General features: G+C 63.6%; 22 protein-coding genes and 1 pseudogene. 6 read left to right on the top strand and 17 right to left on the bottom strand.

Features of this window, described 5'->3' with window-relative positions:
- Positions 1 to 71 precede the first annotated feature (71 nt).
- Positions 72 to 1,202, bottom strand: coding sequence for a glycosyltransferase (locus tag AC04SH_RS02830; protein ID WP_488573855.1), 1,131 nt, complete (start codon positions 1,200 to 1,202; stop codon positions 72 to 74).
- A 7-nt stretch (positions 1,203 to 1,209) separates the two neighbouring features.
- Entirely contained in the window at positions 1,210 to 1,773 is a 564-nt protein-coding gene (locus AC04SH_RS02825; RefSeq protein ID WP_112561792.1) for a polysaccharide biosynthesis/export family protein, read from the bottom strand.
- Between the two features lie 265 nt (positions 1,774 to 2,038).
- Between AC04SH_RS02825 and AC04SH_RS02820 the strand changes: the two genes are divergently transcribed.
- Positions 2,039 to 4,261: a GumC family protein gene (locus tag AC04SH_RS02820; RefSeq protein WP_488573854.1), complete on the top strand. Its 2,223-nt coding sequence runs from the start codon at positions 2,039 to 2,041 to the stop codon at positions 4,259 to 4,261.
- A 118-nt stretch (positions 4,262 to 4,379) separates the two neighbouring features.
- Here AC04SH_RS02820 and AC04SH_RS02815 read toward each other — a convergent pair whose 3' ends face one another.
- The 6 genes from AC04SH_RS02815 to AC04SH_RS02790 all read right to left on the bottom strand — a co-directional run bounded on the left by AC04SH_RS02815 (position 4,380) and on the right by AC04SH_RS02790 (position 10,321).
- Positions 4,380 to 5,216, bottom strand: a complete 837-nt coding sequence (locus AC04SH_RS02815; RefSeq protein ID WP_488573853.1) for a GNAT family N-acetyltransferase — start codon at positions 5,214 to 5,216, stop codon at positions 4,380 to 4,382.
- Between the two features lie 3 nt (positions 5,217 to 5,219).
- Entirely contained in the window at positions 5,220 to 5,966 is a 747-nt protein-coding gene (locus tag AC04SH_RS02810; RefSeq protein WP_488573900.1) for an aspartate/glutamate racemase family protein, read from the bottom strand.
- Positions 5,967 to 5,968: 2 nt separating this feature from the next.
- A complete protein-coding gene (locus tag AC04SH_RS02805; RefSeq protein WP_477232835.1) occupies positions 5,969 to 6,787 on the bottom strand; it encodes an ABC transporter permease in 819 nt (272 codons plus the stop codon).
- Between the two features lies 1 nt (position 6,788).
- Positions 6,789 to 7,700 carry an ABC transporter permease gene (locus AC04SH_RS02800; RefSeq protein ID WP_488573852.1) on the bottom strand — a complete coding sequence of 304 codons (912 nt, stop codon included), beginning with the start codon at positions 7,698 to 7,700 and terminating at the stop codon, positions 6,789 to 6,791.
- Positions 7,701 to 7,908: 208 nt separating this feature from the next.
- Positions 7,909 to 9,198 (bottom strand): ABC transporter substrate-binding protein, encoded by a 1,290-nt coding sequence (locus tag AC04SH_RS02795; RefSeq protein ID WP_488573851.1) that lies wholly within the window; start codon positions 9,196 to 9,198, stop codon positions 7,909 to 7,911.
- A gap of 34 nt (positions 9,199 to 9,232) precedes the next feature.
- Entirely contained in the window at positions 9,233 to 10,321 is a 1,089-nt protein-coding gene (locus AC04SH_RS02790) for an ABC transporter ATP-binding protein (protein ID WP_488573850.1), read from the bottom strand.
- Positions 10,322 to 10,585: 264 nt separating this feature from the next.
- Here AC04SH_RS02790 and AC04SH_RS02785 point away from each other — a divergent pair, with 264 nt between their 5' ends.
- Complete coding sequence (locus tag AC04SH_RS02785; RefSeq protein ID WP_477232831.1) at positions 10,586 to 11,299, top strand: GntR family transcriptional regulator; 714 nt, start codon at positions 10,586 to 10,588, stop codon at positions 11,297 to 11,299.
- Positions 11,300 to 11,302: 3 nt separating this feature from the next.
- Here AC04SH_RS02785 and AC04SH_RS02780 read toward each other — a convergent pair whose 3' ends face one another.
- On the bottom strand, positions 11,303 to 12,532 hold the full coding sequence (locus AC04SH_RS02780; protein ID WP_488573849.1) for a GNAT family N-acetyltransferase: 1,230 nt from the start codon (positions 12,530 to 12,532) through the stop codon (positions 11,303 to 11,305).
- A gap of 92 nt (positions 12,533 to 12,624) precedes the next feature.
- Between AC04SH_RS02780 and AC04SH_RS02775 the strand changes: the two genes are divergently transcribed.
- The gene (locus AC04SH_RS02775; protein ID WP_488573848.1) at positions 12,625 to 13,683 is read left to right on the top strand and encodes a polysaccharide deacetylase family protein; all 1,059 of its coding nucleotides are present in this window, start codon (positions 12,625 to 12,627) and stop codon (positions 13,681 to 13,683) included.
- A gap of 11 nt (positions 13,684 to 13,694) precedes the next feature.
- Here the strand turns inward: AC04SH_RS02775 and AC04SH_RS02770 are convergent, their stop codons facing one another.
- Complete coding sequence (locus AC04SH_RS02770) at positions 13,695 to 13,910, bottom strand: DUF2842 domain-containing protein (RefSeq protein WP_477232828.1); 216 nt, start codon at positions 13,908 to 13,910, stop codon at positions 13,695 to 13,697.
- 152 nt (positions 13,911 to 14,062) lie between these two features.
- On the opposite strand from AC04SH_RS02770, the gene AC04SH_RS02765 reads away from it, so the two are divergent.
- Positions 14,063 to 15,154 carry a COX15/CtaA family protein gene (locus tag AC04SH_RS02765; RefSeq protein ID WP_488573847.1) on the top strand — a complete coding sequence of 364 codons (1,092 nt, stop codon included), beginning with the start codon at positions 14,063 to 14,065 and terminating at the stop codon, positions 15,152 to 15,154.
- A gap of 65 nt (positions 15,155 to 15,219) precedes the next feature.
- Here AC04SH_RS02765 and AC04SH_RS02760 read toward each other — a convergent pair.
- The 3 genes and pseudogenes from AC04SH_RS02760 to speB all read right to left on the bottom strand — a co-directional run.
- Positions 15,220 to 15,330 (bottom strand): annotated as a pseudogene (locus tag AC04SH_RS02760) (3'-kinase); the annotation flags it as partial.
- 98 nt (positions 15,331 to 15,428) lie between these two features.
- The gene (gene argC, locus AC04SH_RS02755; RefSeq protein ID WP_488573846.1) at positions 15,429 to 16,355 is read right to left on the bottom strand and encodes an N-acetyl-gamma-glutamyl-phosphate reductase; all 927 of its coding nucleotides are present in this window, start codon (positions 16,353 to 16,355) and stop codon (positions 15,429 to 15,431) included.
- Positions 16,356 to 16,385: 30 nt separating this feature from the next.
- Complete coding sequence (gene speB / locus AC04SH_RS02750) at positions 16,386 to 17,387, bottom strand: agmatinase (protein WP_477232825.1); 1,002 nt, start codon at positions 17,385 to 17,387, stop codon at positions 16,386 to 16,388.
- 276 nt (positions 17,388 to 17,663) lie between these two features.
- Here speB and AC04SH_RS02745 point away from each other — a divergent pair, with 276 nt between their 5' ends.
- Positions 17,664 to 18,716 (top strand): glycerophosphodiester phosphodiesterase family protein, encoded by a 1,053-nt coding sequence (locus AC04SH_RS02745; RefSeq protein ID WP_488573845.1) that lies wholly within the window; start codon positions 17,664 to 17,666, stop codon positions 18,714 to 18,716.
- Between the two features lie 205 nt (positions 18,717 to 18,921).
- Here the strand turns inward: AC04SH_RS02745 and AC04SH_RS02740 are convergent, their stop codons facing one another.
- A complete protein-coding gene (locus tag AC04SH_RS02740; protein ID WP_488573844.1) occupies positions 18,922 to 19,794 on the bottom strand; it encodes an aldo/keto reductase family oxidoreductase in 873 nt (290 codons plus the stop codon).
- A 91-nt stretch (positions 19,795 to 19,885) separates the two neighbouring features.
- Here AC04SH_RS02740 and AC04SH_RS02735 point away from each other — a divergent pair, with 91 nt between their 5' ends.
- Positions 19,886 to 20,785 (top strand): LysR family transcriptional regulator, encoded by a 900-nt coding sequence (locus AC04SH_RS02735; protein ID WP_192253378.1) that lies wholly within the window; start codon positions 19,886 to 19,888, stop codon positions 20,783 to 20,785.
- Positions 20,786 to 21,043: 258 nt separating this feature from the next.
- On the opposite strand, the gene rpsI is transcribed toward AC04SH_RS02735, so the two are convergent.
- The 3 genes from rpsI to AC04SH_RS02720 all read right to left on the bottom strand — a co-directional run bounded on the left by rpsI (position 21,044) and on the right by AC04SH_RS02720 (position 22,681).
- Complete coding sequence (gene rpsI, locus AC04SH_RS02730) at positions 21,044 to 21,526, bottom strand: 30S ribosomal protein S9 (RefSeq protein WP_027042360.1); 483 nt, start codon at positions 21,524 to 21,526, stop codon at positions 21,044 to 21,046.
- 1 nt (position 21,527) lies between these two features.
- Positions 21,528 to 21,992, bottom strand: a complete 465-nt coding sequence (rplM, locus tag AC04SH_RS02725) for a 50S ribosomal protein L13 (protein ID WP_192253381.1) — start codon at positions 21,990 to 21,992, stop codon at positions 21,528 to 21,530.
- A gap of 224 nt (positions 21,993 to 22,216) precedes the next feature.
- Positions 22,217 to 22,681 (bottom strand): PaaI family thioesterase, encoded by a 465-nt coding sequence (locus tag AC04SH_RS02720; protein WP_488573843.1) that lies wholly within the window; start codon positions 22,679 to 22,681, stop codon positions 22,217 to 22,219.
- Positions 22,682 to 22,701: the final 20 nt, after the last annotated feature.

The raw sequence follows: 22,701 nt of genomic DNA, 5'->3' as shown, positions 1-22,701 counted from the left end.
AGCTTCCGCCATGACCATAGCAGAAGAGAGCTAAAAAAACCTTGAGACAACCTGTGGTTTTGGGAGGTAGCCTATTTTCTGAGCGCGGCGAAATAGGCCTTTTCGATTTCGGCCGCCATCACATTGGAGCCGAATCGCTCTTTCAGGCTGGCGGTGTCGGGCATGGCGCGCCGATAGGCGTCGAGATCGCCTAGCGCCTCGCCCATCTTGTCGCCGAGGTCGCGCGAATCGGGACGGATCAGGGCAGGGGAGCCTTCGCCAAAGATTTCGGGTATGCCGCCGACCGCGGTGGCGATCATCGGCCTGCCGGCGGCCAGCGTCTCGAGTACGATATAAGGCATGGCTTCCGCGCGCGACGGCACGACCACGAGGTCGGCCAGCGCAAAGGCATCCCTGGCCGGCATTGGCGGCAGGAAGCGAACCTGTTTTTCGAGCCCCAGCCGTTTCACCTGGGTGTGGTAGCGTGGCAGGTCGTCGCCGTCGCCGACCATGACAGCGGTCAAGCGACGCTCGATCTGCGTGCCGGCCAAGGCCAGCGCGTCGATGAAGATGTCCGGGCCTTTGAGGTCACGCATCATGCCGATGTAGAGCAGGTCAGCGGCGTCAGGCGCGGTCACCACCGGCTCGAACTCAGCAGCGCGCAAGCCGTTGTAGACCAGCGTGTTGGGGATCGGCGGCTCGCCGACCTTCCGCCGGTAGGTGCGCCGCTCATAGTCGGAGACGAACAGCAGGCAGTCGGTGAAGCGCGCCATGAAGCGCTCCAGCGCGAAGAACAGCTTTCCGGTCGTTGTCGTTTCGTCATAGTGGAGGGAGCCACCATGCGGCGAATAAAGGCGGGCTACGCGAGACCTTGATACCCGCAACAATGAGCCGAACAGACGGGCATAGGCGCCACCTTTGGCGCCGTGCCCGTGCAACACGTCCGGCCGCAATTCCTTGATGATTCGATAGGTACGCCAGGCCGAGGCGAGGTCGCCCGGTCCGACATGGCGCTGCATTGGTGTGCGATGGATACCCAGCGCCAGGCTGTCCTTCATCTGGTCGAACAGGCGTTCTTCGTATTCGCCGCCTGTGGTCGAATCACAGACGATGCCGACAACGTGCCCGGTGGCGAGTTGTGCCTCCGTCAGATCGCGCACATGCCGGAAGATCCCGCCGACGGGTGAGCGAAAGCAGTGGACGATCCTGAGCTGGTCCGCCACGTTGATGTCAGAACAGGCGTTCGCGAACGTAGACGGTATCGCCAGGCAGCAAGGGGTCGGAGGTAACCACCCGCCCGGTCATCACCTTGCCGTTGATGTCGCGGGTGATGTCGACGCTTTCCTGGTTGGCGCGCGGCGAGAAGCCGCCTGCAATCGCAATCGCCTTCTGCACGGTAAGCCCCGGCACATAGGAATACTGGCCGGCAGCACCCACTTCGCCCATGACGAAGATCGGCCGGTAGCGGTCGATCTCGACCGACACGTCGGGGTCGCGCAGATAGCCCTGGCGCAGTTTGTCGGCGATCTCTTTTTCCAGCTGCTGGGCCGTGTGGCCACGTGCCGGCACGGCGCCGACCAACGGAAAGGACATGTAGCCGGACTGGTCGACGCTGTAGGTGTTGGTCAGCCCGTCCTGCTCGAACACGGTGACGCGGACACGGTCGCCGGCGCCGAGCCGGTAGGGCTGGTCGAGCACTTCGTGGAAGGCCGCCGGCGTCGGCCGGTAGCTGGAGCAGCCGGCGAGCATCGACACGGCCAGCAGAGCGCGAAACAGACCAGCAGCGCTTTTCATGATCGGACACACACCTTCGTCGCTGTGGCCGCCCTGATGCGGCGGCAAACCTTAAGGATCTGGGTTTGTTATCATCCTGTTAGGGTTAATGGCCGGTAAAGGGACGCGGCCGATTTGGCGGCAATCGACAAAAAGCCGAGTAGTTTCGCGGCCCTTGTTTGCCCGCTGTCAGCAAACCCTAACCGGTGCTTACCGCGATCTTAACGGCTGAGTTACCATAGTTGTTTACGGTAATATCTAGACTCATGTTCCGGAGCAGGAATGCATGTCCGTTCAGTCCGCGGCCGCAGACGTCGATGTCGACCTGAGACAGCTCTTCGCCAGCCTGGCGAGGAACTGGCTGCGCATCCTCGTGGTCACGCTGGTGGTGACAGGGCTGGCGTTCGCCTTTGCCTCGCTGGCAACCCGGCACTACAAGGCCCAGACGCAGGTGGAGATCGTTCCGCGTGAATCCGTTTATACGCGGCCGCCCAGCAACAACGACACCGACAAGCCAATTCTCGATGAACAAGGCGTCGCCACTCAGGTCCAGATTATTTCCTCCAACGAGATCCTGAAGCAGGTCGCTGAAAAGCTTGGTCTGGAAAAACTCCCCGAGTTCGACGATGCGCTCGACATGTCGCCGTTGAGTCGGGCTCTGGTCCTCTTCGGCTTGAAAAGCGACCCAATGGAAATTCCGGCGGAAGAGCGTGTCCTCAAGAAAATGCACGAGAAGCTCAACGTCTATGGTGTCGAGAAGACGCGCATCATTGCCATTGAGTTCTCATCGGAAAACCGCAAGCTCGCGGCCGACATACCAGATGCCATTGCCGCCGCCTACATCGCTGGGCAAGGGGCGGCCAAACGCGAGTCGAACAACGCCGCTGCCGATTTTCTGGCACCGGAGATCGCAGACCTGCAACAGCAGGTCAGGGTTGCCGAGGACAAGGTCGCTGACTACCGCGCCCAGTCCGATCTTCTGATGGGCGGCAACAATTCGGTGCTGGCGACGCAACAGCTGTCCGAACTGTCGAGTGAACTGATGCGCGTGCGCGCCAACCGCGCTTCGGCGCAAGCGACCGCCGACAGCGTGCGCAAGGCATTGCAGGGCGGCGGCTCGCTGGATGCGGTGCCGGAGGTGCTATCGTCCGATCTGATCCAGCGCCTGCGCGAGCGCCAGGTCGAGTTGAGGACCAACATCGCCGACCTCTCCACCACCTTGCTCGACAATCATCCGCGCATCCGTGCGCTGAAATCGCAGCTCGCCGATCTCGACGGCCAGATCCGCAACGAAGCGCAAAAAATCATGAAGGGGCTTCTGACGCAGGCGCAGACCGCGCAGGCTCGCGAAAACCAGCTCATATCAGATCTCAATACGCTGAAGGCCGCATCGGCGCGCGCCGGGAAGGAGCAGGTCGAACTCGACGCGCTGGAGCGCGATGCAGCCGCTAAACGTCAGCAACTTGAACTGTACCTGACCAACTACCGTGAGGCGGCTTCGCGCCAGGATCGCAAATATCTGCCGGTTGACGCTCGGATAGCATCAAAGGCCTCGGTGCCTTCGGAACCCTATTTCCCCAAACTCGTCCCGATCGTCGGTGCCACTTTCGTCGGCTCGCTGCTGCTGATGTCGATCATCACGCTTCTGCAGGAGCTGTTTTCGGGTCGCGCCATGCGTCCGGCCCCCGGCGCCCGATTCGAGCGCATCGAACAGGTCGCAATGCCAGTCGCGTCGGCGCCGGTCGTCGAGCCGGAACCGGTGGCAGCCAAGACCGAGGAGGCGGAAGACCGGCCGGCGGACATGGAGCATGAACTGGAGCCGAAGGCGGTTCCCGAGTCGGCCCCCGCAGCGCTGGAAGAAGCAGCGGCCGCAGACGCAGACGCGGAACCCGAACCGGTACGCTCCAGCCTCGGCGAGATCGACGTCGAGAAAGCGGCGGAAAAGCTGATCGCCACCGGTGCTGCGCGCGCTATCTTCGTCTCGCCCGAAGGCGACGAGGCCGCGGCCTCGGCGGTGCTGGTGGCGCGCGAAGTCTCCGACGCTGGCCTGCGCGTGCTGCTGCTCGACCTGACCGCGTCGGGCGCGGCCTCGCGGCCGATGCTGGACAGCGGACTTTTCCCGGGCATCACCAATCTGCTGGCTTCGGAAGCGCAGTTCAGCGATGTCATCCACGCCGACCTTTATTCCGACTGCCATGTCATCCCCGTCGGCACCGCCGACCCGGTCCGCGCCATGCGCGCCGCCGATCGGCTTCCGATCATCATGCAGTCGCTGACCACCGCCTATGATCTGGTCATTGTCGAATGCGGACCGGCCGACGCGCACGGCATCAGCCGACTGGTCGGCGACAGCACCGAGGTCTTCCTCTCCATGCTGCAAGCGGACGATGAGGTGGCGCAGGCCGCCGTCAAGCTGATCGAGAGCGGCTATCCCGACCTCACTCTGGTAACGCCGGTAGGCCATGAGACGCCGGGAAACCCCGTGCCGGGACGACGTAGCGCCGCCTGAGACATCAGACACTTCTACTTAGGCGGCGCCCATCAGTTTCTTGCCCCACCGGTTCCCCAAAACCAAAGCTTGTCAGCTGCGCAAGCGGCTGGCCAAGCCTGCCAGGCTGCGCCGGAATCTACCCTAACTCCAGGGTCGTCACGCCAAATATTCGGCGCGCGTCGACCTTCGGAGGCGGGCCTTTGTACATGCGGGTGGTGGTGAAGGTCGGCCTGAAACCAATCGCTGCAAGCGCCGCAGTGAAATCGATACTGTCGGCTGGAACGTCGATATGCAGGTCGCCGCCTTCGCATGCACCAGCCAGACTGCCCAACAGTTGCATCGCTGTCTCGGTGTCGTCGGCAAACAGCGGGCCGACCTTGTAACCCGAACGGCAGGGACGAGCCACGGCGTAGCCTATGGTGCCGAGCGAACTGATCGCGGCGAACCCGAAATGCGGTGGTTGCGACCAGCGGTGCAGGAAGGCCCGCCGAGGTGCGGGGAAACAGCGGGCGTCATAGGCGATGATGTCGGGCACGAGTTGCGTGCGTATCGCGCGCACCCCATCGCTTCGGACGGACGGTATCGCGGTACGGCCGCTGAAGCGGATGGTTTCGTAAGCCGGCCTGAATCCCTTGCGCCGATAGTTGGCCAACTGTGCTGCGACGCCGTCGAGGCCAACTGTTCGGCCGGCCAGCCTGGCCATGCCGGCGCTCCAGACCGCTTTGCCATGGCCTTGGCCGCGCATGTCCGGCCGGCAGATGTAGAGACCGATGAAACCGAAATTGCCGCCATACGCGACAGCCGAGATGGCGGCGACCAACTCGTTGCCGACAAAGGCGCCGATGAAGCCTTCAGGGTCGGTTGGCTGAAATGCGGCGGCATCGTCAAGGCCAGGGTTCCAGCCTTCGGCGGCCGCCCAGTCGATAAGAACGGCCAGTTCTTGCAGCGACAGCGCACGGATGGTCGGCTTCATGGCTCACTCCGCGGCGATTGTTCCGGGCGAGAAGGATTTCAGCACGCCGCGATAGGACTTGGCCAGCGGGCTGGCATAGGCACCGCGCTTCGAGGTCGACAGCCCCAATGCGATCAGCGCCTCCGCCTGCTTGACCGCCGCGCCGACGCCGTCGATGACCGGCAGGTCGAACTCTTCCTGCAATTGGTGGGCCAGGTCGGCCATGCCGGCGCAGCCGAGCACGATGGCTTCGGCGCGGTCTTCCTTGATGGCGCGGGCGATCTCGGCGCGCAGTTTCGCCACCGCGCCCGAGGCAGGGTCTTCGAGGGAGAGCACGGGAATGTCCGCGGCGCGCACACGGGCGCGCCCGGCAATGCCGTAGCGCTGCACCAGTCCCTCGACAGGGACACGCGAGCGTTCGGTGGTCGTTACCACGGTGAAACGTTGGGCGATGAACGACGCGACGCTGAGTGCGGCTTCGCAAATGCCGATAACGGGGATGGCAGCCATGGCGCGCGCAGCGTCCAAGCCGGTATCGTCGAAACAGGCAATGATGGCGGCCTGCGCGCCGGCACGCTCACCGGCAGCGATTTCCATCAGCAGGCCAGGCACGGCGAGCGCCTCGTCGTAGTAGCCCTCGATCGACGCCGGGCCCATGGAGGAGGTGACGGCCACCACCTCTGTCCAGGCGCCGGCGACGGCTCGCGCCGCTGCCGCGATCGTCTCGGTCATGCTCGCCGTCGTGTTGGGGTTCACCACCAGTATCTGCACGATCACGTTCTCGCCCGGCGGCGGCCGACATAGAGAATAGCGCCCAGCGTCGCCAGGATCACCAGGAAGGAGAACACCGTGGTCACCGTGCCCAGTGCGTAGAGCACCGGCGTCGTGACATTGGTGGTCATGCCGTAGATCTCGAGCGGCAGCGTGTTGAAGGTGCCCGACGTCATCAGCGTGCGGGCGAACTCGTCGTAGGACAGCGTGAAGCCGAACAGGCCGACACCGATCAGGCTCGGCGCGATCATCGGCAGCACGACATGGGCAAAGGTCTGCCAGGACGAGGCGCCGAGGTCGCGCGCGGCTTCCTCATAGGCTGGCGAAAACCGGTTGAAGACGGCGAACATGATGAGCACGCCGAAGGGCAAGGTCCAGGTCAGGTGCGCGCCGAAGGCTGACGTGTACCAGGCCGGGCGGAAGCCGACCTGCTGGAAGACGACGCCAATGCCCAACGAAATGATGATCGAGGGTACGACGAGGCTGGCGACCGCCAGGTAGAACAGCGCGGTGGCGCCACGAAATTTTTGCCGGAAGGCGAGCCCTGCCAGCAGCGACACGACGACGGTGACGATCATCACCATCAGACCGAGCACGAGCGAGCGCTTGAAGCTGCCGCCGAAATCGCCGACCGCCTGGCGCTCGAACAGATTGGCGAACCAGTGCAGAGACACGCCGTTGAGCGGGAAGGTGAGGCCGCCGGTCTCGCCCTGGAAAGAAAGGATCAGGATCGCCGACAGCGGGCCATAGAGGAACAGGACGAACAGAGTGAAGAAGGCCGCAAGCACATAGAATTCGAGGGTGCGTTTTTCGTGGCTCACCTCAAAGCTCCTTGCGGATGTCGACGATGCGCAGGATGCCGGCGACCATCAACAGCACCAACACCAGCAACACCACGGCATTGGCGGCGGCGGCAGGATACTGCAGCAGCGACATCTGGTTCTTCATCATCAGTGCGACCGATGCGCTCTGGCCGCCCGACATCACCTGCACGGTGGAGAAATCGGCCATCACCAGTGTGACGACGAAGATGGTGCCGATCGCCATGCCGGGCTTGGCCAGCGGGATAATGACGTTCCATAGCACCTGCCAGCCGGACGCGCCGGCGTCACGTGCGGCCTCAAACAGCGAACGATCGATCCGCATCAGCGTGTTGAAGATCGGCGTCACCATGAACAGCGTGTAGAGATGCACCATGGCCAGCACGACCGCGAATTCGGAATAGAGCAGCCATTCGATCGGCTTCGGCACCAGGCCCAATTGCACCAGCGTCGAGTTGATCAGCCCGTTGCGGCCAAGCACCGGGATCCACGAGATCATGCGGATGATGTTGGAGGTCAGGAACGGTACGGTGCAAACTAGGAACAGCACCATCTGCATGGCCGTGGTGCGGATGTGGAAGGCAAGGAAATAAGCCACCCAGAAACCGATGAACAAGGTCAGCGCCCAGACGATGGCAGCGAATTTGATGGTGTTGAGATAGGTCTTCCAGGTGACCCAGGAGCCAAGCACGTCGGAATAGTTCGTCGTCAGGAAATCCGGATACATGGCGGCGAAGTCGTAATCCCAGAAGGACACGACGGCGATCATGATGATGGGCAGAAGCAGGAACGCGCCAAGGATGAGTGCCAGCGGTGCCGACTGCAGATAGGGCGTGACGGCACTGAGCGACAAGCGGCGCCGTCTGGCGGGCTTGGCGGCTGCGATTGCGGGACGTTCGAGCGCGACGGTCATCTAGGCTCTCGATTTGCGGAGCGGGCGGAGCGGCCTTTCCTTCCCCCCTTGTGGGAGAAGGTGGCCGAGCGAAGCTCGGTCGGATGAGGGGTGTTCCAGCTTGGCAATGACGGTGCTCCGTCACGCACCCCTCATCCGTCTCGGCGCTCCGCGCCGATCCACCTTCTCCCACAAGGGGAGAAGGGGAACAGGAGGGGCGCTTGTTCCCTTACGCCGCGATGAACTCGTTCCAGCGCTTCACCATGTAGCGGTCCTCGTCCATCACCGAGTTCCAGCAGGCGACCTTGCCCATGCGTTCCTCGAACGAGCCGCCGTCGCGCACGGCGCCGGCCTTTTCCATGACGGTGCCATCCGGCGCCTTGATCTCGCCCTTGGCGGGCTTGCCCTCGATCCAGTAGCCCCACTCGTCCTCGGACATGAACTTCTTGGCCGAGACCATATTGGCGGAATAGTAGCCTTGACGATTGAGATAGCCGCCGACCCAGCCTGACGTATACCAGTTGATGTATTCGTAGGCCGCGTCGAGCTCGGCGCCCTTGAGATGGGCGGCAAGGCCAAGGCCGCCACCCCAGGAGCGGTAGCCTTCCTTGAGCGGCTGGAAGCGGCAGGCGATGCCCTTGGAGCGCACGGCAGCGACAGCCGGCGACCACATGGACTGGATCACCACTTCGCCCGACGCCATCAGGTTGACGCTCTCGTCGAACGACTTCCAGAAGGCGCGGAACTGGCCGGCCTGCTTGGCCTTGATCAGGAAGTCGATCGTCTTGTCGATTTCTTCCTTGGTCATGTTGCCCTTGTCGGCATATTTGATGTTGCCGGTGGCCTCCATGATCATGGCCGCATCCATGATGCCGATCGACGGAATGTTGAGGATCGCGGTCTTGCCCTTGAAGGCCGGGTCCATGATGTCGGCCCAGGTGGTGATGTCGCGGCCGACGAGGTCGGGGCGGATGCCCAGGGTGTCGGCATTGTAGATCGTCGGCACCATGGTGAACCAGTTGGTCGGCGCCTTGGCGAAGGTCTTTGAGTCCTGCGCCTCGACATAGCCGACCGTGTGCGGCGCGGTGCCCTGGGCAATGACGCTGTCGGGGGTCAGCTTGCCGGTTTTGAACAGCGGCACCAGCTCGTCGTAATATTTCAGCTTGCTGACATCCATCGGCTGCAGCACGCCGCTCGGGAATACCTTCTTGCAGATCCAGTATTCGATGTCGGCTATGTCGTAGCTGTCGGGTTGGGTCACGGCGCGCTGGGCGGCGGCGTCCGAATCGGTCGCCGTCATCTCAAGCGTGATGCCGAGGTCGGCCTTGCACTTGTCGGCGATGGCGTTGAGGTTCGACACGCCGGTGCCGAACTGGCGCAGCGTGATGTTGGACTGCGCCCAGATGGTCGGGAAGCCGGTGATGACGCCGGAGCCGGCGGCAAGGCCGACGGCGGCGGCGCCCGTCTTGAGCAGCGAGCGGCGCGAAATGCCAGTCTTGGTTTGCGATGTGTTTGTCATGCTTATTCCCCTTTTTTGTTTTGCTTCGTTGGATTCATGAATGAAGGCGCCCGAGGACGATGGCATCCTCGGAATCCCAGGCGAGCGGTACGGCGTCGCCAATGGCGACGGGTTTGGCGAAGAAGTCGGAATCGTCGACGATGACCGTGAAATCGTCGATGCCGGCGCCGGCCACTGACAGCTTCACCGTGGCGCCGCGATATTCGATGTTGGAGACGATGCCGGTGAAGCCGAGGCCCGGCGAGGGCGCCTCGCCCATGCGCACATGGTCGGTGCGGATGGCGATATCGATTGGCGTCCCTACGTCCTGGCCCTGACCGCGGGCGGCGAGCGAGGCGCCGCCATTGATGTCGAAAACGACCATGCCGTCGCGTGCGCCGGTTACCCGGCCGGAGATGACATTGTGGTCACCCATGAAGCGCGCAACAAAGGCCGTGGCCGGCCGTTCGAACACATCGCGCGGAGGTGCCGCCTGTTCGATGCGGCCGTCATTCATCACCACGATCAGGTCCGCCAGAGCCATGGCCTCCTCCTGGCTGTGGGTGACGTGGACGAAAGTGATGCCGAGCGAAGTCTGCAGTTTCTTCAGCTCGGCGCGCATGCGGATTTTCAGGAACGGGTCGAGCGCCGACAGCGGCTCGTCGAGCAGCAGCGCCTCCGGGTCAGTGATTAGTGCGCGGGCGAGTGCGACACGCTGCTGCTGGCCGCCGGAAAGCTGCGCTGGCCGGCGCGTCGCATAGGCCTCCATCTGCATCAGCTTGAGCATGTCGAGCGCCTTGGCGCGGCGCTTTTCCTTGTCGACCCCCTTCATCTTCAGGCTGAAGGCGACATTGTCGATGAGGTCGAGATGCGGGAACAAGGCATAGGATTGGAACATCATCGCCGTGCCGCGCCTGGCGGGCGGCAGGTCGGTGACGACAGTATTGCCAAGCCGGACATCGCCCGACGAAATGCTTTCGTGGCCGGCGATCATGCGCAGCGTCGAGGTCTTGCCGCAGCCGGAGGGGCCCAGCAGGCAGCAATAGGTGCCTGCCGGTATTTTCAGGCTGATCGCCTCGACGGCAGTCGTCGTTCCGTAGACTTTCGAAATGGACACGATGTCGATCTCGGCGGCTTTGGACATTCAGGCTTCCCCGTTTGGTCGCATTAACCAAAGCATCATGCGTGCCAATTTGCGGGCCAGCGGCCAAGCGATTGAATTGTCTGAAAAATCAGGCTTCGGCAACGCTGCCTATCTGGCGAGCTGCCTTGTGCATTGCACAAATTATGGGCGATTGTTCGCGATTTGCACAAGAATCGTATGCAATCTTTTTTAGCTTCGTGTCCACTTTGCCTCTCGTGCGCACCCGACGAGTCGCGCTAGAAGGGGGCGGGAACCATCATCGCCATGAACATTGCCGATCAGATCTATTCCGCAGCCGACAGCGCCAATCAGGATCGCGCCCAGGCGATCCGCGACAATCTGCGCGACGCCATCGTCGACCGTCGGCTGGCGCCGGGCACCAAGCTGTCGGAAGGCGAGGTCGGCACGCTGTTTGACGTCTCGCGCACCGTCGCGCGCGCGGCGCTGCAGATGCTGTCCTTCGAGGGGTTGGTGCGTACCGAGCGAAACCGTGGCGCCTTCGTTGCCAACCCGTCGCCCGAAGAAGCGCGCCAGGTGTTCGCCTCCCGCCGGCTGATCGAGCCGGGCCTTGCCACTGCCGCCTGCGGGCGGGTCACAGCCACCGATATCGCCGCGTTCCGCGCCCAACTCGATGAGGAAGGCCGCTTCATCGCCGAACGCGGTCCGACCGCGCGGCGCTCCGAAATCAAGGCGTCAGGTGATTTCCATCTGCTGCTTGCTTCAGTCGCCGGCAATGCCATCCTGCAGCGCTTCATGGAGGAACTGGTGGCGCGTTCGTCGCTGGTCATCGCCCTTTACGGCCGCTCTGGCGTGTCAGCCTGCGGGCATAGCGAGCACACGGAAATTGTCGGCGCACTGGAGAGCGGCGATTGCGGGTTGGTGAGCCGACTGATGCTGCACCATATCGACCACATAGAAGCAGATCTCGATCTGCGTGTCAGGGCCGGTCCCGCGCTGCGCGAAGCTCTCAATTTCTGACGGCTAGTTTTCGTCTTCCGTGGTGGCGGGCGCCGCCTGTCCGGCCGCCTTGCGGCGCAGCATCTTGGTCAGCTTCCAGATCGTCGGGCTGTTCTTGATGAAGGCTTTCGCCCGCGCGCCTTGCCGCAGCGCCGACGCCAGCGCGCGTCCCTTTAGTGTCAAGGGCACCAGCACCTCGAAATGCTGGGTCTCGATATCGCACCAGAGCCGCTTATAGGGCTCGTCGCCGACCGAGAAATCATAGACTTCGAAACCCGTCTCGCAGGCTTCCTGGATGTTGTCGAAGAACAGGAAGTCGCCGGGGCTGGTGTGGCCGAGATCGTCCTCGGCGATGGCTCCGAATTCGCAGATCAGGCGTTTGCCCGAACGGCTCGAGCCAGTGATGGCGCGCAGCTTGCCGGCGACCTCAAGCCCATGCAGCACGAAGGCCGGTTTCTCCTCGGCCAGCGCGCCGGCGAACAGGGTGCGGAAGAAAGCACGCACCTCCGGCTCGCCGAAGACATTGGCGATGCCCATCTTGGCGAAGCGGAACTCCTTCATCTCGAAGAAAGTATCGAGCAGCCTGTCCACCTCATCCGGTGTCCGCGCTTCGATGCGGCGATGACTGCCGACAGCCTCGAACTTGCGCGTCTGCGAACGGTGCTTCTTGCGTTTGCGCTTGCCGCTCGCACGCGACAGCAGCGCATCGAAACCACCATCGAGGTCGACGGCGAGCGACAAATTGGGGCTGGGGAAATGCGCGAATGCCGCCAACGGATTGGCAACGCCATCGAGATCGGGCAGCAGCCTTTCGAGCGCAACGAGGTCGATGTCGGGACGCGCCTTGCCGATCGCCGTCACCAGCCTGCGGATCGCCCCGGCATCGGTCTTTGCCAGCCAGGTCGGATCGGCGGCGGCGAAATTGCCGTTGGCATGGCGCCCGCCCATGAAGCGGGCGACGCGGAATGGACCAGTTCGCGTGATTTCCAGTGCCAGCGAGAGGACCGGCCGGTCCTCGATTTTCAGCGTGGCGACGACGGCATCCGGATTGGCCTGCGTCATCCAGGCGCGGGCCCAGGCGGCGCTCTGCGCCGGCGCAAACAGCGCGGAACGGCAGAATTCCCCGTAAGAGGCGAGCGCGGCAGCGTCGGCGATCGACACCGACAGGCTGGTCTGGTTTGCAGCAATTGCGCGCGCGGACGCCTTGCTTGCGGCGAGCCGATTGCCGTCAAATGACGCGGTGGCGTCAACCATACCTCAATCCTTAAGGCGTATTCGTCGCGATCAGGGAGTTCGCGTCGGCGCGTTCCGTGCTTGGATTGAGCCTAGGCGCAAAAGGTGAATGAATGATCGACGGCGGGGAGGCAGTTCGGAAACTGGCGCTTAACATCGCTCGCTTTACCGGCCTTGCACCGCTGGCCAAGCCCTTCGTCGGCGGCATCGGCGCCATCCTGATGTTGCACCGGGTCACCGCCACGCCGGAGAAGCCCGACGGCGTCAACCGCCACCTCAACATCGCCCCGCGTTTCCTCGACGCTCTCGTCGCCGACATGAAGGCGAGGGGCTATGCTTTCGTCACGCTCGACGAGGCGATCGAGCGCATCAAGGCCGGCGGCAAGGATGGCCAGTTCGCCACCATCACCGCCGACGACGCCTATCGCGACAACATGACCGAAGCGCTGCCGGTGCTGGAAAAGCACGACGCGCCGATCACCATCTATGTCGCGCCGGGTCTGATCGACGGCAGCGCCGATCTGTGGTGGGACGTGGTCGAGGACATCGTCAACGCGCGCGACCGGCTGACGCTGGCGACGCCGAAGGGTCCGGTGACGATCGACTGCTCGACCCACGGCAGGAAACTCCAGGCCAATGCGCGCCTGCACACCTATCTGACGCTGGAAGTGCGCGAGGAGGACCAGCGCGCCGTGCTGCGCGATCTCGCGCGCTCGAACGGCATCGAACTCGACGGCTTGCGCTCAAGCACACTGATGACCTGGGACGATATCCGCGCCATGGCCGGGCACAGGCTGGTGACGATCGGCGCGCACACGGTCAACCACCGCAATCTGAAGCGGCTCGACGAAGCCGATGCGCGCCATGAGATCGGCGACGTGAGGCGCCAGCTGCAGGCGCAGCTGGGCGAAGAGCCGCGCCATCTCGCTTATCCCTATGGCTACGCCAGCGCCGTCGGCTGCCGAGAAGTCGGCTTTGCCCGCGATGCCGGCTATGCCTCGGCGGTGACGACCCGCCATGGCGTGCTGCATGCCGAGCATGCCGGCTTCCTGCACGCGCTGCCGCGCATTTCGGTCAATGGCCGCTACCAGAGCGTCGCCCATATCCGCACCATGCTGTCGGGGGTGACGACGCCGCTGGCCAATGCCGGCAAAATGGTCGTTACAATTTAGCCTGGCCCGCTTCAGCCCTTCGGCCGCGGCTCCAGGATCAGCCATTTGATGATGCCCATCGCCGGCAGTATCCAGAACAGGCCGCTGAACAGGAAGAACAGGAAATGCACCAGCGGGCCGGATTCCGACAGCTGCGCCACCGCTATGATCGACGCGACCAGCGCGTAGATGATGACCAGCGCCACCAGCAGGAAAGTTCCGATCAGCTTTTTCAGGCGGATGGGCATGAGGCGTTCTCGTTGATCGCCTTCGCTTAGGCCCAACCGGCGGCGCGCGCAACCCGCCAGTTGCGGCGCGACGGCGTGCCGCGCCGTCCGGTCTTGTCAGCCGGGTTGCGATGGTTCACCAATCCGCCACGTCAATCTGCCGGGACCAGCCCATGGCCGCTATCTCAGCCACCGCGCCTTACACGGCCCGCGACCGCGACCTCAACAACCGGGCGCTGGTGCGCGGCTGGCTCTATGTCGTGCTTTTGGTGCTGTTTGCGCTGGTGCTGGTCGGCGGTGCCACAAGGCTCACCGAGTCCGGCCTGTCGATCACCGAATGGAAGCCGATCCACGGTGTGATACCGCCGCTCAACGATGCGGAGTGGCAGGAGGAATTTCAGCTCTACCAAAAAATCCCGCAATATGCCGAGCTCAACAATGGCATGAGCCTCGACGCCTTCAAGTCGATCTTCTGGTGGGAATGGGCGCACCGTATCCTGGCCCGCAGCGTCGGCCTGGTCTTCGGCCTGCCGCTGCTGGTCTTCTGGGCGACGCGCCGCATCGAGCGCGGCCTTGGGCCAAAGCTGCTCGGCATTCTTCTGCTCGGCGGCCTGCAAGGCGCCATCGGCTGGTGGATGGTGGCCTCCGGCCTTGTCGACCGCGTCTCCGTCAGCCAGTACCGGTTGGCGACGCATCTGACGCTTGCCGCACTGATCTTCACCGCCACCATGGTGGTCGCGCGTGGGCTGGCGCCGCATTCCGAGCCTGCCGCCGACCGGTCGACGCAAAGATTGGCCGGTTTCATCGTGCTCCTGGCTCTCATCCAGATCTATCTCGGCGGCCTGGTCGCCGGGCTCGACGCCGGCCTGAGCTACAACACCTGGCCGTTGATGGACGGCAAGATCATCCCCAGCGACCTGCTGCTGCTCGAACCGGCGTGGCGCAACTTCTTCGAGAACCCCAAGACGGTGCAATTCGTCCATCGGCTCGGCGCCTACACGGTCTTCGCCTTCGCACTCTGGCATATGATCGCGACACGCTGGCGGCTGCCGGGAACGACACACGCGCGGCGCGCGACGCTGCTGTTCCTGCTGGTGCTGGTCCAGGCCTCGATCGGTATCGGTACGCTGTTGATGCAGGTGCCGCTGCACATGGCGCTGACCCATCAGGCCTTCGCACTTATCCTGCTGGGTTTTGCCGCCGCGCACTGGCGCGGCACCAAGGGCGCCTATCCGCTGCCGCACCAGATAGAAGTCAGAGGCTGAGCCGCACCTTCCGGATCGCCTCGGCAACCGACAGTTCGCGGTTCTCGTCGACCGCATTCTTGTCTGGCCGGCGTGCCGTCTTCGCGCCGCACCTTCCAGATGCGGCTCGAAAAGGTCTCTGCAATAAGTTCGGGAGCGCTGACCTTCCAGCGCTTTGGAAATGCAGGCACGTCCATTGGAGCAATTCCAGAAGAGGGTGAGCGGTTTCGTCCGGAATTGTTCCAAACAAGGAGATAGAGCGGTTTCGCCGTTTCCACGGAACGGGCGAAACGCCCTAAAGGCCGAGCATCAGGTCCATGTTCTGCACCGCCGCACCCGAGGCGCCCTTGCCGAGATTGTCATAGACGGCAATCAGCAGCGCCTGCGCCCTATCGTCATTGGCAAAGACGTAGACCTTCATGCGGTTGGTGCCGTTATAGACCTCCGGATTGATCTCCGGCACGCGCTCCATATGCGCATAGGGCGCCACCTCGACCACTCCGCCCTTGATGGCGGCAAAATGGTCGGCGATCGCGGCGTGCAGTTCGGCACCGGTCGGCACGTGGTCGAGGCCGCCGAGTTGCAGCGGCACCACGGTGATCATGCCTTGCGCGAAATTGCCGACCGCCGGCTGCATGATCGGATCATGCGACAGCTTTGCGTAGGTCCTGAGCTCCGGCACATGCTTGTGCTGCAAGGTCAGCCCATAGGGCAGGAATTCCGAGGCATCCTCGCCCTGGGCGACATAGTCCTCGATCATCGGCCGGCCGCCGCCCGAATAGCCCGAAATGCCATTGACGGTGACCGGGAAATCCGGCGGCAAGAGGCCCGCCGCCACCAGCGGCCGCAGCGTCGCGATCGGCCCTTGCGGCCAACAGCCGGGATTGGCGACGCGCTTGGCATTGGCGATGGTTTTGGCCTGACCCTTGTCCAGTTCGGCAAAGCCATATTCCCAGCCTTCTGCCACGCGATGCGCGGTCGAGGCGTCGATCACCTTGGTGGTGTCGTTGGCAATCAGCGACACGCTCTCCTTGGCGGCCGCATCGGGCAGGCACAGGATGGCGACATCGGCGGCATTGAGGAATTCGGCGCGCGCCGCCGTTTCCTTGCGACGCTCGGTCGGGATCGAGATGATCTCGAGATCGCCGCGCTCGGCCAGCAGCGCCCTGATCTGCAGGCCGGTGGTGCCGTGTTCGCCATCGATGAAGATTTTCGGTTTCATGGTCCTGCCAAATTCCGTTCTAATTCAAACCTAGATGCCTTGGCCGTAGTTCGCAGCGCCATGGTTGCCGTTGTTCAACTCTACGGCCCGCGCCTTACGTTCGGCCACCAGGCCGAGATAGTGCATGGCCACCATAGAGCCGGCGATCGCCGTTATATCGGCGTGATCATAGGCCGGCGCAACCTCGACGACGTCGGCGCCGACAATATCGACCTGGCCGAGTTGGCGCAGCGTCGACAGGATTTTCGCCGAGGACGGTCCGCCGGCAACTGGCGTGCCGGTGCCGGGCGCAAAGGCCGGGTCGAGGCAATCGATGTCGAAGGTAAGGTAGGTCTTCCTGCCGCCGGTGCGGTCGACAATGGCATAGGCGATGTCGGACGCCCGCATCTCCTCGATCTCGTGACCGTAGAGGATCTTGATCCCGAACGTATCGGGGGCGTGCGTGCGGATGCCGATCTGAATCGAGCGGTCGGGATCGATGATGCCTTCATTGACGGCGCGGCCGACGAAAGAACCGTGGTCGATGCGCTTGCCGTCGTCCGGCCATGTGTCCTGGTGGGCGTCGAACTGCACCAGCGCCAGCGGCCCATGGATGGCGGCATGCGCCTTGAGCAGCGGCCAGGTGACGAAATGGTCGCCGCCGAGCGACAAAAGGAAAGCCCCCGATTTCAGGATTTTCGCCGCCTCGCGCTCGATCGTGCCGGGCGTCTTCTGGTGATTGCCCGAATCGAGCAGGCAGTCGCCATAGTCGACGACCGAGAGATGCTCGAACAGGTCGCGCGAGAACGGATATTGCGGATCGTTGTCGAGGATCGCCGAAGCGCGGCGGATCGCCTGCGGCCCGAAGCGCGCGCCCGGCCGGTTGGTGACCGCGGCGTCGAAGGGAATGCCCCATACGACCGCGTCCGCGCCCTTTACATCCTTGGTGTATTTGCGCCGCATGAACGACAGCGCGCCGGCATAGGTCGGCTCGAAGGATGCCCCCGTCTTGGAGCGGGCGGTGAAGGCGTTGTCGATGGTCTGGTTCGCCATTACGGGTCCTCTTTGTTCATCGGGCTGCCACAACTACAGAACCGGCACGCAAGATGCCAGTCACAGCTTGGCGAAACGACGTGGCGCTCTCCCGGGCCGACACAGGATTTTGTCGCCAAGGCGCAAGGCCCTTCTCGATCCTGCTCTGGCGCGCTGCTGGCATGGTTTCAGCACGACTTTGTTGCAGCGGCGCGACAATCCACTAGCCGGCTTCGTTCACCGGCCTGTCACTGACGTCGCCTATCCCCGGGTCGATCCGGCAAGGAGCGATTCTCGATGCGGACCATCTGCCTTCTGTTTTGCGCAGCACTTGCCGCCTTCACCGGCGAGGCCCAGGCAGGCGAAACCCGCGCCAGGCAAATCCTCGACCGCTTCGAGCACGCCAACCAGTGGCGCGACCATGTCATGGTCGCCGCGCACCGCGCCGGCAGCATGCAGGCCGGCAAGACGCTCTATGCCGAAAATTCGCTCGCTGCCGTCGAAGGCGCGATCGCCATCGGCGCCGAGATCGTCGAGGTCGACATCAGGCGCTCGAAGGACGACGAATTCGTCGTCATGCATGACAGCTGGCTCGACCGCACCACGACTTGCAAGGGCGAGGTGGTCAACTACACGCTGGCCGAGCTCAGACACTGCAGGCTGGTAGTCGAAGGCACCGGTGCCGTGACCAATGAAACAGTGTCGACGCTGCGCGAAATGCTGCTGGCGACCAGGGATCGCATCCTGATCAATCTCGACAACAAGCTCGACGTCCAGGCGCTGCCGGGTATGATCGCCGTTGCCCGCGACCTCGGCATGACTGAGCAGGTGATCGTCAAGGAGAACCTGTGGAACCAGCAGCGTATCGACACCGTCAAGGCGGCGCTTGATGCTGCCGGCGGCGGCTTCCAGTTCATGCCGATCATCGCCGATGACGCGGTGCATGACGCCGCCTTTGCCGAGCAGGTCGGCAAGGCTTTTGCGCCCGGCGCCATTGAGCTGATCAACTGGCGGGCGGGGGCGGAGACGCTGACTGAGACCGGCGGCCCGCTGTTCAGCACGCGTATGCGGGCGGTGTCGGTGCGCGGCGGCTGGCACATCTGGGCCGACACCTACGCCATCGTCAACAAACCGGGCGGCTTCCTCTCCGGCGGCCGCGGCGACGAACTGGCGGTCGCGGCCAGCCTGCCGGCCGAGACCTACGGTTTCTGGGCCGAACGCGGCGCCACCATCATCCAGACCGATGAGCCGAAGGTTGCGATTGGCTGGCTGGCGGCGAATGGGTTTCGCGTGCCTTATGCGGATGAGGCAAAGCCGGCCGAGCCGGCGAACACGGCGAGTATCAATTAGAAATTCAACGCCGGCGCTGCACCCCACCCGGCGCTACGCGCCGACCTCCCCATCAAGGGGAGGTAGGGCGTTGGCGCCTTGCATTCCGACAGTTGTGCCCTTCAGAACTGGCTGAGCGCTGGAATCAGGCGCGACCTCCTACCTCCCCTCGATGGGGAGGTCGCGCCGCAGGCGCGGGTGGGGTGATAGCGCAGCCCGCAAAGGGTTACGCCGCCTTCGCCACCCCATCCAGCTCGGCCATAACATCTTCCGACAGCTCCAACTCAGCCGCCGCGAGGTTTTCCCTCAAATGCCCGACCGACGATGTCCCCGGGATCAGCAGGATGTTCGGTGAGCGCTTGAGCAGCCACGCCAGCGCTACCTGCATCGGCGTGGCGCGAAGGCGCGCCGCCACATCCGACAAGGTCGACGACTGCAGCGGGCTGAAACCGCCCAGCGGGAAGAACGGCGTGTAGGCGATACCGGCGCGTGCCAATTCGTCGATCATTCCGTCATCATCCCGGTGCGCCAGATTGTACATGTTCTGCACGCAGACGATCTCGGCGATCCCACGGCCTTCCTCGACCTGCGCGCGGGTGACGTTGCTCAGGCCGATATGGCGCACCAGGCCTTTGCGTTGCAGCTCGGCAAGCACCGTCAGCTGCCCTTCGATCGAGCCCTCGGACGGCCCCATCGTCCCGAACATGATGCGCAAATTGACGACGTCCAGAACCTCAAGTCCGAGGTTCTTGAGATTGTCGTGCACGGCTTGCTCAAGTTCCTTGGCCGAATTGGCAGGCAGCCAGGAGGCATCGCTGCCGCGCCGCGCGCCGATCTTCGTGACGATGACGAGATCTTCAGGATAGGGGAACAGCGCTTCGCGGATCAGCTGGTTGGTGACATACGGGCCGTAATAGTCGCTGGTGTCGATGTGGTTGACCCCGGACGCCACCGCTTCGCGCAGCACCGCAATGGCCGCGTCCCGATCCTTCGGCGGACCGAAAACGTGGGGGCCGGCAAGCTGCATGGCGCCATAGCCGAGCCGCTTCACGGTGTGGCTGCCGAGGGTGAATGTGCCGGACTTTTGGATGGTGGACATGCTCGATCTCCTTTGAGGAGGCGAAGATAGGCGCTGCTCAACCTCGGGATAATCAGGTACAATCCGCACAGCTTGTGCGGATTGGCGAACAATGATGGACCTTGGCGATCTGAACGCCTTCGTGGCGGTGGCGCGTGCCGGCGGTTTTCGCGAAGGGGCTCGTGCGAGCGGCGGCAGCGCGTCGGGCTTGAGCGAGGCGGTGCGCCGTCTGGAGACGCAACTCGGCGTCAGGCTGTTCAACCGCACGACGCGCAGCGTTGTTCCGACCGAGGCCGGCCTCAGCCTCTTGGGACGACTTGGCCCGGCGCTGTCGGAGGTGGAGGCGGCGCTTGACGTGGTCAATGGCTTTCGCGACAGGCCGGCCGGTTCGCTGCGCCTCAATGTGCCGGTCAGCGCCGCGCGGCTGATATTGCCTGATATCATTCCGGGCTTCCTCGCCGCCTATCCCGGTATCCGGCTGGAGGTGATCGCCGATGAGAACTTTGTCGACGTGCTGGCGGCCGGCTGTGACGCCGGCATCCGCTATGACGAGCGGCTGGAGCAGGACATGATCGCGGTGCCGATCGGTCCGCGCGTCCAGCATTTCGCCACAGCCGCCAGTCCTGCCTATCTCGATCGCCATGGGCGGCCGCAGCACCCGAGCGACCTGCTTGGCCACTCCTGCCTGCGCGGCCGCTTTGCCAGCGGTGCAATGCTGCCATGGGAGTTTGAGCGCGACGGCGAGGTGGTGCGGGTCGACACGACGGGGCCGTTGATCGTGCGGATCGGCGGCGCGAGCGATCTTGCCGTCCATGCGGCGATTGCCGGCAGCGGCATCGTCGCTCTCTTCGAGGGCTGGCTTCGCCCTCACTTCGAGAGCGGCGCCCTCGAGCCCGTCCTCGAACCGTGGTGGCAGAGCTTTTCCGGACCGTTTCTCTATTATCCGGGACGGCGCCTGGTGCCGGCGCCGCTGCGGGCGTTTATCGATTTCGTCAAGGCCGGCAAGTTCTGAGACTGCTGCCGGATGAACGACACTCGGCGCCATCACCCCGCCCGGCGCTTCGCGCCGACCTCCCCATCGAGGGGAGGTAGGGCGCCGCGCCCTTATATCCTGGGGGGCCGCCGTACCTGTTGCATGCTCGTCGAATGAGCTGCCGCGACCCCGTACCTCCCCTCGATGGGGAGGTCGCGCCGAAGGCGCGGGTGGGGTGACTGCCGAGACCCAAACAAAAAGGCCGCCCAAAGGCGGCCTTTTCGATATCTGTAGCGCTTAGCGCTTCGAGAACTGGAAGGAGCGGCGGGCCTTCGCCTTGCCGTACTTCTTGCGCTCGACGACGCGGCTGTCGCGGGTCAGGAAGCCGCCCTTCTTGAGCACGGCGCGCAGTGCCGGCTCGTAGTAGGTCAGCGCCTTGGAGATGCCGTGACGAACCGCACCCGCCTGGCCGGACAGGCCGCCGCCGACGACAGTGGCGACGATGTCGTACTGGCCGGCGCGGTTGGAAGCGATGATCGGCTGGTTGAGGATCATCTGCAGGACCGGACGCGCGAAATAGGTCGCGAATTCCTTGTCGTTGACGACGATCTTGCCGGAACCCGGCTTCACCCAGACGCGCGCAATGGCGTTCTTGCGCTTGCCGGTGGCATAGGCGCGGCCCGACTTGTCGAGCTTCTGGACATGGACGGGTGCTGCCGGCTGGGTGTTGGTGTTGCCGGTGGCGGCGCCCAATTCTGCGAGCGAGGAAAGCTCAGCCATCTTATGCAACCTTCTTGTTCTTGGCGTTCAGCTTGGCCACGTCGAGGGTGACGGGCTGCTGGGCGACATGCGGATGTTCCGTGCCTGCATAGACGCGGAGGTTCTTCATCTGGCGGCGGCCGAGGGGCCCGCGCGGGATCATGCGTTCGACGGCCTTCTCAACGACACGCTCGGGGAAACGGCCCTCGAGCAGCTGGCGCGCGGTGCGCTCCTTGATGCCGCCGGGGTGACCGGTGTGCCAGTAATAGACCTTGTCGGTGAACTTCTTGCCGGTGAACACCACCTTGTCGGCATTGATGACGATGACATTGTCGCCGTCGTCGACATGCGGGGTGAAGGTGGGCTTGTGCTTGCCGCGAAGATGATTGGCGATGACAGTGGCGAGACGGCCGACGACGAGACCCTCGGCGTCGATCAGCACCCACTTCTTCACCACATCCGCAGGCTTCTGCGAAAAGGTTGCCATGGATTTCTGCTTTCGGTTTGGACCTACTCCAAATGATGGAGAAGGCGTTTCTTGTTGCTTGGATTGGTGGCAAGGCACGTACCCGCCGCCAATAACAAAACGGCGGCCTTTGCGGGCCGCTGCTTCGGGTGGGCTTATAGGCGAGGGGACTTTGCGCGTCAAGGCACAGGAAAAGCGCGCGAGCGCGTAAAGATAAATAAAAACAATGGCTTGGTAAAAAGGTATTATTTTACCACATCGCTGGCCCGCTTCGGCGGGATCGAATAGGTGCCCGTTGCATGCGCCACCGTGTGTCGGTCTGGTCCGGCAACGATGTCGATGTCAAACACCATCAGGCTCTTGCCCAGCTTCAGGATGCGGCAATGCCCGTCGATCGGCCCCGCCTCGGCCTTGCGGACAAAGTTGATGTTGAGGTTGGTGGTCACCGATAGGGCATCCGGTCCGGCGTGACTGAGCACGCAGACATAGCCGCCAATGTCGGCCAGCGTGAACAGCGAAGGGCCGGACACCGTGCCGCCGGGCCGCAAATGCCGCTCGTCGGCATTGAGCCGCACCGTGCAGCCGCCCGGGAACACGTCGAGCGCCTCATAGAAGGTGAATTCGTCGTTGAGCTGCGGATAGACGCTTGCCATCAGCGCATTGACTTCAGGCGCCGTCAGCACCGGTTTGAGATTGTCCTGGGCGGGCATATCGGTTTCCCCTTGGCACC

The organism is Mesorhizobium sp. CNPSo 4688 (assembly GCF_057784295.1).
This window is presented reverse-complemented; position numbering and strand designations above follow the sequence as displayed.